The sequence below is a fragment of the Shewanella ulleungensis genome, assembly GCF_014648315.1.
Taxonomy (GTDB): Bacteria; Pseudomonadota; Gammaproteobacteria; order Enterobacterales; family Shewanellaceae; genus Shewanella; species Shewanella ulleungensis.
The window spans coordinates 863,466-876,117 of record NZ_BMQW01000001.1 but is presented as its reverse complement, the minus strand read 5'-3'; the positions used below and the strand labels follow the sequence as shown (position 1 = coordinate 876,117).

General features: G+C 38.4%; 12 protein-coding genes. 7 read left to right on the top strand and 5 right to left on the bottom strand.

Going from position 1 to position 12,652, the window contains the following annotated elements; all coding sequences use genetic code 11:
• Nucleotides 1–2 precede the first annotated feature (2 nt).
• Together IEY40_RS03665 and IEY40_RS03660 are read left to right on the top strand one after the other, a co-directional pair.
• Nucleotides 3–320, top strand: coding sequence for a chaperone modulator CbpM (locus IEY40_RS03665; protein WP_188953392.1), 318 nt, complete (start codon nucleotides 3–5; stop codon nucleotides 318–320).
• Between the two features lie 249 nt (nucleotides 321–569).
• Nucleotides 570–2,147 (top strand): BCCT family transporter, encoded by a 1,578-nt coding sequence (locus IEY40_RS03660; RefSeq protein ID WP_188953390.1) that lies wholly within the window; start codon nucleotides 570–572, stop codon nucleotides 2,145–2,147.
• Nucleotides 2,148–2,214: 67 nt separating this feature from the next.
• On the opposite strand, the gene IEY40_RS03655 is transcribed toward IEY40_RS03660, so the two are convergent.
• The 3 genes from IEY40_RS03655 to IEY40_RS03645 form a co-directional block, all read right to left on the bottom strand.
• Nucleotides 2,215–2,931, bottom strand: a complete 717-nt coding sequence (locus IEY40_RS03655) for a 3'-5' exonuclease (protein ID WP_188953388.1) — start codon at nucleotides 2,929–2,931, stop codon at nucleotides 2,215–2,217.
• A gap of 10 nt (nucleotides 2,932–2,941) precedes the next feature.
• Nucleotides 2,942–4,819, bottom strand: coding sequence for a putative nucleotidyltransferase substrate binding domain-containing protein (locus IEY40_RS03650; RefSeq protein ID WP_188953386.1), 1,878 nt, complete (start codon nucleotides 4,817–4,819; stop codon nucleotides 2,942–2,944).
• Between the two features lie 159 nt (nucleotides 4,820–4,978).
• Nucleotides 4,979–5,896 carry a LysR family transcriptional regulator gene (locus IEY40_RS03645; RefSeq protein ID WP_188953385.1) on the bottom strand — a complete coding sequence of 306 codons (918 nt, stop codon included), beginning with the start codon at nucleotides 5,894–5,896 and terminating at the stop codon, nucleotides 4,979–4,981.
• Nucleotides 5,897–6,001: 105 nt separating this feature from the next.
• On the opposite strand from IEY40_RS03645, the gene IEY40_RS03640 reads away from it, so the two are divergent.
• The 3 genes from IEY40_RS03640 (at nucleotide 6,002) to IEY40_RS20240 (ending at nucleotide 7,765) form a co-directional block, all read left to right on the top strand.
• Nucleotides 6,002–6,439: a CidA/LrgA family protein gene (locus IEY40_RS03640; protein ID WP_188953383.1), complete on the top strand. Its 438-nt coding sequence runs from the start codon at nucleotides 6,002–6,004 to the stop codon at nucleotides 6,437–6,439.
• Between the two features lie 33 nt (nucleotides 6,440–6,472).
• Entirely contained in the window at nucleotides 6,473–7,159 is a 687-nt protein-coding gene (locus IEY40_RS03635) for an LrgB family protein (RefSeq protein ID WP_188953381.1), read from the top strand.
• 480 nt (nucleotides 7,160–7,639) lie between these two features.
• Nucleotides 7,640–7,765: a hypothetical protein gene (locus IEY40_RS20240; RefSeq protein WP_268244190.1), complete on the top strand. Its 126-nt coding sequence runs from the start codon at nucleotides 7,640–7,642 to the stop codon at nucleotides 7,763–7,765.
• 94 nt (nucleotides 7,766–7,859) lie between these two features.
• Here the strand turns inward: IEY40_RS20240 and IEY40_RS03630 are convergent, their stop codons facing one another.
• Together IEY40_RS03630 and IEY40_RS03625 are read right to left on the bottom strand one after the other, a co-directional pair.
• Complete coding sequence (locus IEY40_RS03630; protein ID WP_188953379.1) at nucleotides 7,860–8,900, bottom strand: GGDEF domain-containing protein; 1,041 nt, start codon at nucleotides 8,898–8,900, stop codon at nucleotides 7,860–7,862.
• Nucleotides 8,884–10,047, bottom strand: a complete 1,164-nt coding sequence (locus IEY40_RS03625) for a GGDEF domain-containing protein (RefSeq protein WP_188953376.1) — start codon at nucleotides 10,045–10,047, stop codon at nucleotides 8,884–8,886. Before IEY40_RS03625 ends, IEY40_RS03630 begins: the two co-directional genes overlap by 17 nt.
• Nucleotides 10,048–10,600: 553 nt before the next feature.
• Between IEY40_RS03625 and IEY40_RS03620 the strand changes: the two genes are divergently transcribed.
• Complete coding sequence (locus IEY40_RS03620; protein ID WP_188953374.1) at nucleotides 10,601–11,044, top strand: hypothetical protein; 444 nt, start codon at nucleotides 10,601–10,603, stop codon at nucleotides 11,042–11,044.
• Nucleotides 11,045–11,307: 263 nt separating this feature from the next.
• Nucleotides 11,308–12,516, top strand: a complete 1,209-nt coding sequence (locus IEY40_RS03615; RefSeq protein WP_188953372.1) for a class I SAM-dependent methyltransferase — start codon at nucleotides 11,308–11,310, stop codon at nucleotides 12,514–12,516.
• The last annotated feature ends 136 nt before the right edge of the window (nucleotides 12,517–12,652 follow it).

Genomic DNA, 12,652 nt, shown 5'->3' with positions numbered 1-12,652 from the left:
CAATGCTGCAGATTAATATAAGTGAACAAGATTGTTGGTTGAGTAGCGATGAACTGTGTGAGTGCAGTGAGATTAGCTCAGCATTATTACTTGAGCTTGTAGAGCACAGTATCGCGATTCCGCTGCAGGGAGAAGTAATAGAACAATGGCAATTTAGTGTTGAGAATTTACATCAAGTTAAAAAAGCCACACGCATTCAACGTGATTTAGCTCTCGACTGGGATGGCATAGGTTTAATTTTACAATTACTCGATGAACGAGACCGCCTTGAGCATGAAGTGCATATGCTAAAACGGCAATTAAGTCGATTTAAAACATAGGTGCATCTATTATTACGTCGACTATTACACAATAAATACTGTCAAAGAGAATAGGGCATTAATTCAGCAATGTATTATCAATGTGGAGTTATATTAGAGCCTGTTGATTTTTAATTTATATAAATCAGATGTATAAATAAGCCTGAATCTTAAATAAGCCTGAAATTATCAGCTATTTTTGCTAAAATCCGCATTAGAAATTATATCGACCTACACTTTAGCGTGTCAGGTCGCTCTAACAGAGGTTTTATGAAAAATAATGACAAATACAGTATAGATAATACCGATTATACTGTCGGGCAAGATAACACTCAAAAATGGGGCTTTGATATTCATAACGCCGTTTTTGGGATAAGTGCAGGCTTAATTCTTGCTTTTTTAATTGCTATATTAGTTATTGATCCCGCGACATCTAAAGAGTTTTTAGACGGTGTAAAATGGCAAATTATTGGTACATTTGACAGTCTCTTTATGTGGTCTGCCAATATATTTGTGGTCTTCTGCTTGGCATTAATCGTTTCTCCTTTCGGTAAGATCCGCTTAGGTGGAGAGGGTGCAAAAGCTGATTATTCAAGACTTTCTTGGATAGCAATGCTTTTTGCTGCAGGCATGGGAATTGGTTTGATGTTTTGGGGGGTTGCTGAACCTTTAGCCTATTACACTGGTTGGTATGAAACCCCACTCAATGTAGCCGCGAATACACCTGAAGCCGTAGAGCTTGCACTCGGTGCAACCATGTTCCATTGGGGATTACACCCTTGGTCAATTTATGGTGTGGTAGCATTGTCTATGGCTTTCTTTGCTTATAACAAAGGCTTACCGCTTTCTATCCGTTCAGCTTTTTATCCAATCTTGGGTGATCGCACGTGGGGATGGCCTGGGCATATCATTGATATTTTTGCGGTATTAGCCACATTATTTGGTCTAGCAACTTCATTGGGCTTAGGTGCTCAACAAGCTGCCGGCGGATTCCAACATGTGTTTGGTATTGAAGGTTCTCTTACCTTACAAATTACTATTATTACTGTAGTGACTTTGCTTGCCGTTATTTCGGTTGTGCGTGGTCTTGAAGGCGGTGTAAAAGTCATCAGTAATATTAATATGTTACTTGCTGTTGCTTTGCTCATCTTTGTTGCACTTGTTACTTTCGCTGTGTCTATGGGTACCATTCCGACAACAGTAATGGGTTATATTAAAAATATTATTCCACTGAGCAATCCAATTGGCCGTGAAGATGAAGCTTGGATGCATGGCTGGACCGTATTTTATTGGGCATGGTGGATTTCATGGTCACCATTTGTGGGTATGTTTATTGCTCGCATTTCACGCGGACGAACCGTACGTGAATTTCTTGCCACGGTATTGATTGTACCAACCGTAGTAACGATTTTATGGATGTCTGTATTTGGTGGCATCGCCATTGATCAAGTTATCAATAATGTAGGTACATTAGGTAGTAAGGGCTTAACCGAGGTTCCGCTGGCTATGTTCCAGATGTTTGATGCGTTGCCATTAGGTAATCTGTTATCAATGTTGGCTGTGTTATTGGTATTGGTATTCTTTATTACCTCTTCAGATTCAGGATCGCTGGTTATCGACAGTATTACCGCAGGCGGTAAAATTGATGCTCCGATCCCACAACGCATTTTCTGGGCTGTTATAGAAGGTGCAATTGCAGCTGTATTACTTTGGGTTGGTGGTACTAAAGCGGTTGAGGCATTACAAGCAGGGGCTATTTCGACAGGGCTACCATTTACCATTATTCTTTTGGTTATGTGTGTTAGTTTGTTGATGGGCATGCGGACCGAAAAGCATAATAGAAGCTAGTTTTTGACTTGCGACAAAAAAGCCGATGATTAATTCATCGGCTTTTTTATTTCTGTTTAACTAAATCTTATAGCCATAAATTCTTAATCGCAGTGTCGGGGCTAAAGTGATACTTAATTTGTGCCTGCAGTAATTCTGCAGTGGCAATCGCATCGGTTAAAGCATCGTGTGGAGCGTATACTGGTAAATTATAACGTTCACGGCTATTAGCAAGCCGAATTGAATGTGGACGCTTTCGCTTAAACAAATTAAATAAACTTTGCGATTGTGCCCGGTGAATATTAGCTTCAATTTGCATGGTGTCTATCAGCGGAAACATTATCCCTTCGTTAATCAACATGCGTAATGTGTGATCGAGAAAATCACGCTCAATATGCCGATAATGTACCACGACGACTTTCCCAGCTAACTCATTTAACAACTGTTCTAAAATTAACAATAGATCGGGTGCATCTTGTAAATCTGAGTGAGTGATACCGTGAATAATAATCGAGTTTTCTTGGAGTTTATCTTGTGGAGTGAGATACCATTGTTTTGCTTTACGGCACAAAATGCGCTGTAACGTAAAGGGCACTAGACCAATGCTAATAATACTGTTTTGCTCTGAATCTAAACCGGTAGTTTCAAAATCCAATGCGACAAATTCAATATCACTTAATGGTGTTTCGTTGTGATAGGTTCCAGCATGGTAAAAATCATGCAAGCGTCTATCTTTACTGTTTTGCACTTTTAATTCTAGAAAGGCTTGCCAGTTTAAAATCTCCGGGTTATTGAAGTTGGTCATAAGTTAACCTTTAAAGTTTGTTTGAACTGTAGCGATATTTCAAAAAGTTCTGCGCATTGCTTAACACTAAAAAAGCATCTTTAAGATTACGGCGTTCAAAGTCAGACATATTTTCTGGTTCAATATTATTATCAGGTTCAATCCCAGACTCTATATCGGATGATTGGTGACGCAGGCGCACCAATGAGATAAGTTCCATCGCATGTTGTAAATCTTCACCCTTTGAGGCAGGCAGAATGCCCGCGTCGATAATATCTTCTAAGCGTTCAAATGAGTTTTGCGATTGTGATCCGATGGCGAGCGCATGGACTCGGATTAAGTCGGCCAATGGTGCGGTACCACGACGTTTTAAATTTATGGAGTTATTATGACGGCCATCTTTTTCCATCACAAAATCTTTAAAAAATCCAAGTGGAGGCTTACGATTAAGGGCGTTGTGAGCTAAACAGGCTAGAAAACGGTTGTTTTTCTTGGCTTTACTCAATATAAATGCATTTAATTGTTCAGCCCATTTTACCCGACCATAAACCCCAGTAAGATCGAAGAATATAGAGCAGTTTAATAAAGCTTGCGGGTTTGGGTTTTCTATCCAGTCACCAAAACAGGCTTCCCATTCTGAGCGAGTTTTTCGGTGCTCAGGATTACTGGCCATAATATCTCCAGTACAATAACTGTAACCACATGCAGCTAAACCATCACAGACAAAATCAGCTAGCTTCGCAAAATACTCGCCATGCACTGCGACGTTATAACTATTATCCAGAATAATGGCATTGTCTTGATCGGTCACCATTAGTTGTTCATCTCGAGCCATTGAGCCAAGCGCTAAAAAACAGTAAGGAACAGGTGGTGGGCCAAATTTTTCTTCTGCAAGTTCTAATAAACGCTGCTTAAAGTTACGGCCGATTTCAGACATTGCCCGCCCGACCATATGTGAGTTGGCATCTTCATTAACCATGCGCACAAAACAACTTTTCAACTGCGATGACAGCAGGACTAAATCCTCACAGCTTTTCTGCTGAAAGATACTACTGACAAATAACAAACTATTTTGCGACTCGTAACGGATAATATCGGCTACTTCAATTAGGCCTATGGGGATTTTATTTTTAAGAATAGGCAGATGGTCAATATGATTACGGAGCATCAGTAGCATAGCTTCAAATATATATGCGTTATGATCCAGTGAAATTAAATCGGTCGACATGACTTGTGAAATAGGACTATCAACATCAATTCCGGCTGCAATAACCTTAGCGCAAAGATCATGTTCAGTAATAATACCCACAAAGCTACTGTCTTGTTGATCATCTAGATCAGGATCATTAATGAGTACCGCCGAAATATTCTCTTCGGTCATTATCTTGGCAACAGCTTGTATGGTGCTACTACAAGGGAGAATAACAGGTTCTCTAGTCAGTAAGGTTTTCACTTTAGAGGTCGTCAGTGCATTAGCATCAACGGTTTTACCCTTTACAGCTTGTTTTAACCGAGTGGTATCCTCAGCCTCAACAAAATCAGCAAAATCATCATAGTTTTCACATAATTCATTGAACACCGATTCAGGTATACAGTACACGAGGGTATCTTTTACCGCTTTGGCCGGGAAACGCACTTTATTGTTGGTTAATAAGCCCATTTGGCCAAATAACTGCCCCTGATCAAGACGATTATAGAGCTCACCTTTACGGCGATATAACTCTACAACGCCACTGCGGATCATGTAAAGTTCGGTGATCCTGTCATTAAAATTAACAATCATACTATCGGTACGGTAATAAGAAATTTCAACACTTTTGGCAATGTCGGTTAAGACTTGTTCTGGAAGCTGGTCAAAGGGAGCGTACTGAGCAATAAAGCTCTGAATTTCGAGTACTTCGGCTGTCATGAATAGACCTATTGATGTGTGATAACTGGAGCTTTGTTTATTGCTATGCCTATATTATACGAGTAAACGAAGTCACATGGGGATCTATCGTTGCTATTGAATATTTTGCCGAGCGATTGATAATAAATGTGCCATTACACTATTTAAATACAAGTATCTTTAATATTCATCGGTTTGATAGGTATTTTCTAGTTGGCTCAAATGTTGTTTAACGAGTTCTAGCATGGCTTTTGCAGCAAATGATAAGTGTTTTTGTTTACGCCAAAATAATGATAACTCCCAGCGCAAGTCGGCACTGGCTAATGGAATATTAACCACCTCGTTTATCCGGTAACGCTCTGCAATAATTTTCGGCAGTATCATCACGCCAGTGCCAGCCGCAACAAGGGCAATACCAAAGTCTGCATGGCTGACTCGGGTAATCGTTTTTGGTGTAAAACCGGCTTTGGCACAAGCGCTTAAAACTAATTCGTATAATGCATATTCTGGCTCAAACATAACTTGAGCTAATGTATTGAGGTCACTCAATTGTAATGTTTGTTTATTTGCTAATACATGGGCGGCAGGCAGTACAACAACCATTGATTCATCGCGCACTCGAATGCCATCAAATTCATCATCAAAATCAATAATACCTGTCGCTAATTCAATTTCATCTTTATGTAATGCGACAGTTTGTTCTATCCCGCCACGTACCAATAGCTGCAATTCAATGTGGGGATGTAATTGCCTAAACTTTGCAATAACTGGAGCAAATAGCTCTGCGCTTCCCAGTGGGGCTAAACCTAGTTTTAATGTGCCGCCTTTTAAGTTACGTAAATTGTCTAAGTCATTTAACATCAGTTGGCGACCTTCTATTAACCTTGACGCATGGCGATAAACGACGTGACCGGCTTCTGTTAATCTGATTTGCGTTCCGCGTTTTCCGCGCTCAAGCAACATCATGTCAAGCTCTTCTTCTAGCAAACGTATGGCTTTAGAAAGGGCGGGTTGGGTGACAAATGCGCGATTACACGCTTTAGCAAAACCACCAGCGTTAACTACTTCAGTGAAATAATGCAGTGTTTTAAGATCCATTTGAATAACCAGAAGTGATGTAGTTAATCATTAATATTCATTTTTTTTATGAACTAAGCAAGTGTAAACTTCAATTATCAACTAAAAACTACAGTGTATTTCAACATGATATTTCCATTAAATGCCCATCGAAACTTGTTAAAGTGCAAAACGACCTTATTTGTTCAAGTTGTTGGCTTGTGCTTATTTGCATGGATATGCCAGTGGGTTGCGCAATCTGTGCATTCAATTATTCCGGGCAGTGTAATTGGTTTAGGCTTGTTATTATTACTGTTGTCTTGTCGCTGGGTACCTGAAAAAGTGGTGAATAAGGGCTCTGCATGGTTAATAGGTGACTTATTATTATTTTTTATTCCTCCAGTAGTTGCGATGACTAAATATCAATTAATACTCGAAAGCTACGGTGTTGAGTTAATTGTATGCATGTTACTTGCGAGTACCAGTGTGTTATTGGGTACCGCATTTGTCGTCGACAAGTTATTTAAATTTGAACGCCAACAACGTTTAAATCACATTGCATCACAGCGTATTCAGATTAGATAATCGTGAGTTAACTCGATGGGTTTAGGGAGAATTATGAGCGGTTCATCATTAGGTTTGATGTGCTTATTACTCACTTTGGCGGGGTACTACATCAGTAAACAGCTTTATTTACGTCAACAACGGATATGGTTTGCGCCCATTATCATGGCTCCTACATTAATATTATTGACAGTGGTTATCTTTAAGATCCCACTCGAAGACTATTTTCAGTTTACCCACTGGTTGCCAGCATTATTAGCGCCAGCGACTATCGCCTTTGCAGTGCCGATTTATCGAGAAAGGACGTTGATTAAACGTTATCCGCTTACCATCAGTGTGGGTGTGTTAGTGGGTTTATGTTTAGGCGTTGGCTCATCATGGATGATACTCCACTTTACTCATATGCCTGCGGAGTTATCTAAAAGCTTAATTGTGCGTTCTGTATCAACTCCTTTTGCTATTGAAGCCACTCGTGCATTTGGTGGTATCCCTGAACTCACCGCAATGTTGGTGTTATTGACCGGAATTATGGGAATGCTCATTTGTGAACCGTTGTTTAAAGCAGCACGCATACAAAGTAGCTTGGCAAAAGGAATTTCATTAGGCGCTTCAGCCCACGGCGCAGGTGCGGCAAAAGCGAATCAAATCGGTCGAGAAGAAGGTGTTATTGCTAGTTTAACCATGATTTTTACCGGTATTGCTATGGTCATTACTGCGCCTGTATTTGCATTATTATTTTAATGTAGCCTGTAGTAGGCTGATACAAGGGCTTAGGATTGTTATTTACAGCCGCTTACGGATATCTGACGAGTCGACAAAGGTAATCGACATAGAGTTTGAACTACACAAATATCGATTATATCTTTGATAAATTATGTGAAAATTGATCAACGTGATGGTTGTCCTGACAAGAGAAACGCTTTGTGCGGAAGGATTAGGAATGAATAAATATTTATCTATGTTGTTAGTGTTATTTTTTATTTCGAACACTAATGCAGAGTATTTAAATCCTGATGATGTAGTTACTGAGTTCTTGCAAGACCTTAATAAATTGAATGTTGAGGGCAATGAATGATTAAGCAATAAAGTCAATAATCAATATAAGAGTTCGTATTGGAAAGACATTATTATTGAAAAACTTGATAGTAAAGACGTAGCTTTGCTAACTCAATATTTGTTGTATTAAAGGAATTAAACAAGGGTGAGGTTCTGGAATCAAACATGGATCAAAAATTTGCTTGTGTTTTTGTTACTCAAAAAGGGGTTGTTGGAGCTTTTTCATTGGTGTTCGAAAATGGTTGGAAGTTAATGTCTCCTTCTCTTTATTGGAGTGTTCAGAAACCATAAATTTTATATGTAGATGTTCCCCCGTGAGTAAGGGTATTAATAAATAAGGCATCCATTTTTTTATGAAGAATGAATACTTTTTTATTGTTGTTTATTATTTGATGCTTACTACTTGATTGCGACCATTTACTTTTGCTGAGTACATTGCTTTGTCTGCGTTACCTAGACTCGTTTTAATATCTTCAGTTAAAACGTTTACACCAATGCTAACCGTACAAGGAATTGGTTGTGAAAATAGGATCGTATCAGTAGGTGAACCTTCTATTGTTTTACAAAGGTTTTCAGCACGAACGGTCGCTTGCACTAATGTAGTATTGAATAAGAAAATGGCAAACTCTTCGCCCCCAAGCCTTGCAACAATGTCGTTTTGTTGGCAAAAAGAACGCATTAATCCACTAACATGCTTTAGCACTTCATCCCCGCCAGCATGGCCGTACTGATCATTAATATGCTTAAAATGGTCAATATCTATAAGTAATACACTATGAGTTATACTCTCTTTGGTGTGCGTTTTAAGGTGTTGTAAGAATAATCTACGATTGGCAATTTTGGTGAGTTCATCAATTTCTGACAGTTTTTTTAACTGTATATTGTTAGCTTGAATATAATTAAAAAAGAGTAAGAAAAAACTAAAGACAATTGCGCATACTGATGCAATGACAATAACTTTTATAGCCATGAGCTCATGTTGAGACATTATGTATACTGGTTCAACAATGGTTTGAGTCTCAGCAAAAACTAATCCCAAAGTACATAAGGTGGCCATTCTTATTCGAGGCCAAATCTGTCGTCGTGAAACAAAAATATAGGTCGCAGGGATCATACCTATAGTGTACAAATGCATACCAGAATCGCTCCCAATAAACACGACCGAAAGCAACATGATTTGTAATAATGAAAGAACCATTAATGACTCTTTAATTAGGAGTGCGTAAACAGTATAAGACAGTCCATATAGCGCAATAAAAATGACCATGAAAATTGCATCCATCAAAACGATTAGATGATAGTCGCGATAGTAAAAATAGCTTATAAATACAATATTGATACACAGTAAGACTAACGCAAATATTCTGCTTGCTTGTATGCCATAGTCAGCTTCATCTGCGGTTAATACATCAGTTTTTATATTCATTATTTTCTGCTTGAACGGGTATGTTGTTGAGGAACACGACACAATTACGTCCTTTTTCCTTAGCCTGGTATAGTGCCTTGTCAGATAATTGCATTGAAGCTGAAAAATCGAGAGTTAATGGCGATATTCCGATACTCGTCGTGCAGTTAACTTTCTCTCCCTTAGATGTAGTTATTGAGTGTTCAGCTATCGCCACTCTTATATTGTTACTTATGGCTATAGCGTGGTCTCTAGTGTCAGAGTAAAGCAAAATAGCAAATTCCTCGCCGCCCAAACGTGCCAGTAATGACCCATTAGGGATGATGGTATTAATGGTGTTTGCAACATTGATTAACGCTTGATCGCCTACGGCGTGTCCATATTGGTCATTGAGTTTTTTAAAATGATCCAAATCCAAAGTTAAAATAAAATAGTTTGATTGCTCTTTTTGTGCCAACTGCTTAATTGAAGACATAAAAAAACGGCGGTTAGCAATATCCGTGAGTTCATCTTTTTGCCCTAACGCGACTAACTTCGATTGATACTTATCAATTGAATGGTTACATATTTGCATTGTCAGGTTGAGTCCTATAACTAAAAATAAGCCTTCAATTAATATAGATAAAGTACGAAGTTCGGCGGGAAATGTATAAATGGGGGCTCCGTATATGCCTGTTTCACTCACTATTATCACAAGCATAGCAACCAATGAAAACGCAACGTGATGCCATCGTGAAGCGGAAGGGATCATCAAAAAAGAGGCTGGAATTATTGCGATTAAAAACCACTGATAACCAGCGTCACGGTTAAAAATGACGATTGAATAAACGCTAAAATGAACGATGGCGCTAATAAGGCAATGATATGCCGCATAATTCGGCTTTCCTATTCGCATCCATACAAAACAAAACGAATAATTGATGCTAAACATGAGACTTAACACCATTAGAGGGTAGTAGTTGAATACTCCCCACTGCAATGCATAGAAAACACTGCCTGCAATTAAAAACAAACAAATCATATTGATGCTTTGAATCGCTTCAAAATTAGCAATAGACCCAGATTTTACACCACAGTTAATCAATGACCTTATGGTAGATGCTAATGTTGAATAAATTGACTGTGTTATTTTTAAGTTGTTGTTTTTTATGATGACTCCTAAGTTCAAAATAAAAAGTTAATCGTTAGTATTGAACGTGTCGCGCAATATTTTTGGCGCTTTAACATTACCATAGTTCAATATTTCATCTATGTATAATTGCTCAAGTATTATACACAATATTTTTATACGTCAACTTGTTGAAGATAAGATAGACCGCGATGACAGACTCGTGATCCAAAATTATAATCTGTTACTCCAATGCTGTTAGGATTCTTCTTTTTCTACTGTTTCACAAAGGTCATTTGTGTTGCATAAACACTGACATGGCGACCCACGTCATTGGGTCAAATCGTCAATGCTCAACTAGGCTTAATTACCTTGATTCATACCCCTATCCTAATAGGTAACCTAATATGGCCAAAGGAAAACATAGTCACTTATTTCAATTGGTACTGAATTTAGAAGACAGCGAATAGACCATTCATTTAACACTAAAATTTTAAACATATTGTTTAAAATTGATGAGTTGAATGTATCGCGCAAAGTTATCGCAAAAGCAATGAAAACGAGTTATGTTATTTTTTCCAAAGGTATTATTAGTGTTTTTTAAAAGGGATTTATGAATAAGTTTATAGTGTGTTTATTGCTTTGGTTATTGTCTGCCTGTACCACTATGCCTCAAGAACAGATAGTGCAAGGATTTAAGCTTGAGTTTGGTCACATCAGTGAAGTTGATGGTGCTTATGTCATCAATCCTAATCTAAAAATAATATCAAAAGATGGCGTTCCTCTTAATAGGTTTGGGGTTAGAATTGAAAACTTAGATAAATTAAGTTACTCATTAGGCTACTATATTTTTAAGTTTAATGACGTCACTGGTACCTATGAACTATTCACAACAGATGGTTACTGGATAATTAAGCCGCCGGTGAATGTAAATTATGAAGCTATTTTATTTGATGATAAAAAGCGGTTCTATCCTGGTTCGTATCAGTTTGTCATTATTGTCGCAGAAGAAATTCTACAAACAATAGCGTTTGAGGTTGTAAGTGCTGAAGGTTAATTTTTAGTATTAAAAATCAATTGGTTGGTTTGTACGGCAGACAACAACATCAATATTAAGACTGTCATATTTCAGCTGATACAGGAGCTAGTGACTCCCATCAGATAGGCCAATTCAAATCAATAGGGGAGTTGTTTCGGCTAGTTGGTGTAGAATAGGCCATCTGAATTAGCCGCAGGTGATGCACTCGGATAGATTCACTAGATTCACTAGGATCATTTGTGTCATGCCGCTTTAAATTATTTACTGTAAACGAGATATCAATGTCAAACGTAACTTCCCTCGAACTTAATGACTTTATTCATCAATGTGTTAGCGCGTTAACTGACAACACCTTGCAACGTTTAGTGTTTTCAAAATACCGTGGCGAAGATAAAGAACTAACACGCATTGCAGTGCGCACTATTGAGCTTAAAGGTCAGCGACTTGCGTCTTGTTTATACGAATACCGTACGAATCATATCACCAAAAATATTGAACTCGTTGACGCAGGAACCCTTTGCCAGCAGTGGTTAGGGAAAGATTTTCAAAGCGCACATTTAATTACCAATGAGTGGGAAGTACAGTTGAGTATCAGTAAAAAGGGTAAAGTATTAATCAATAAATATCGTAATAAAAATACCCCTAAAATCAGTGGCAAAGAAGTTAACGCCGACGATAGCGCAATGTTACACAACCGCGCTAAAAAGCGTTTTGTAGAGCAAAATCGTCCCTATTTACGTGAACTTGGCATTACTGATGCGAATGGCGAGATTATTCCGTCGATGTCACGAAAGTGGAAGCAAATCAATAAGTTTATTGAAGTGTTATCTCGTGCCATTGATAACACTGGCTTAGCTGAAAAAAATGAAGTGCATATTGCTGATTTTGGCTCTGGCAAGGCGTACCTAACCTTCGCTGTACATGATTATTTTACCGATAAGTTGCAAGTTAACACTCAAGTGACTGGGGTTGAACTTCGTCAAGGGTTGGTAGACTTGTGTAATCAAACCGCGACGAAGTTGGCTTTGCCAGGGATTAAGTTTGAACAAGGCGATGTACAACATTTTAAAGCACAAGGTATTAATATCATGATTGCTTTACATGCATGTGATATCGCTACCGATTATGCGCTTCACATGGGGATCCAAACCGGTGCGGAAATTATTATGTGTTCGCCTTGTTGCCATAAGCAAATTCGTCCACAAATGAAAAGCCCTGCTATGTTAGCACCTTTGTTACAACATGGTATTCACATGGGGCAAGAAGCTGAAATGGTCACCGATGGCTTACGTGCATTATTGTTAGAAGCCCATGGCTATGACACCCAAGTTTTTGAATTTATTTCACTGGAACACACCAGCAAAAATAAAATGATCTTAGCGCAAAAGCGAAAACAACCACGAGACAATAGCGCAATTTTACAGCAGGTAGCTGACATTAAAGCCTTTTACGGCATTAAAGAGCAGTGTTTAGAAAGCTTACTTGCTTAAAACAACATATCGTCACCTGCGTTCTTGTGGGTGACATTGTGACTTAATTCATTTGATTGTTCTGCAGAATATCATTCAGTTACGACTTGTTTCATCATTGTATATAAGGTTATATTGAGGTGTTGTATATCAGATT

Coding starts and splice junctions, on each gene's coding strand:
- IEY40_RS03665 (WP_188953392.1), top strand. CDS start 3: ATGCTGCAGATTAATATAAGTGAACAAGATTGTTGGTTGAGTAGCGAT.
- IEY40_RS03660 (WP_188953390.1), top strand. CDS start 570: ATGAAAAATAATGACAAATACAGTATAGATAATACCGATTATACTGTC.
- IEY40_RS03655 (WP_188953388.1), bottom strand. CDS start 2,931: ATGACCAACTTCAATAACCCGGAGATTTTAAACTGGCAAGCCTTTCTA.
- IEY40_RS03650 (WP_188953386.1), bottom strand. CDS start 4,819: ATGACAGCCGAAGTACTCGAAATTCAGAGCTTTATTGCTCAGTACGCT.
- IEY40_RS03645 (WP_188953385.1), bottom strand. CDS start 5,896: ATGGATCTTAAAACACTGCATTATTTCACTGAAGTAGTTAACGCTGGT.
- IEY40_RS03640 (WP_188953383.1), top strand. CDS start 6,002: ATGATATTTCCATTAAATGCCCATCGAAACTTGTTAAAGTGCAAAACG.
- IEY40_RS03635 (WP_188953381.1), top strand. CDS start 6,473: ATGAGCGGTTCATCATTAGGTTTGATGTGCTTATTACTCACTTTGGCG.
- IEY40_RS20240 (WP_268244190.1), top strand. CDS start 7,640: ATGGATCAAAAATTTGCTTGTGTTTTTGTTACTCAAAAAGGGGTTGTT.
- IEY40_RS03630 (WP_188953379.1), bottom strand. CDS start 8,900: ATGAATATAAAAACTGATGTATTAACCGCAGATGAAGCTGACTATGGC.
- IEY40_RS03620 (WP_188953374.1), top strand. CDS start 10,601: ATGAATAAGTTTATAGTGTGTTTATTGCTTTGGTTATTGTCTGCCTGT.
- IEY40_RS03615 (WP_188953372.1), top strand. CDS start 11,308: ATGTCAAACGTAACTTCCCTCGAACTTAATGACTTTATTCATCAATGT.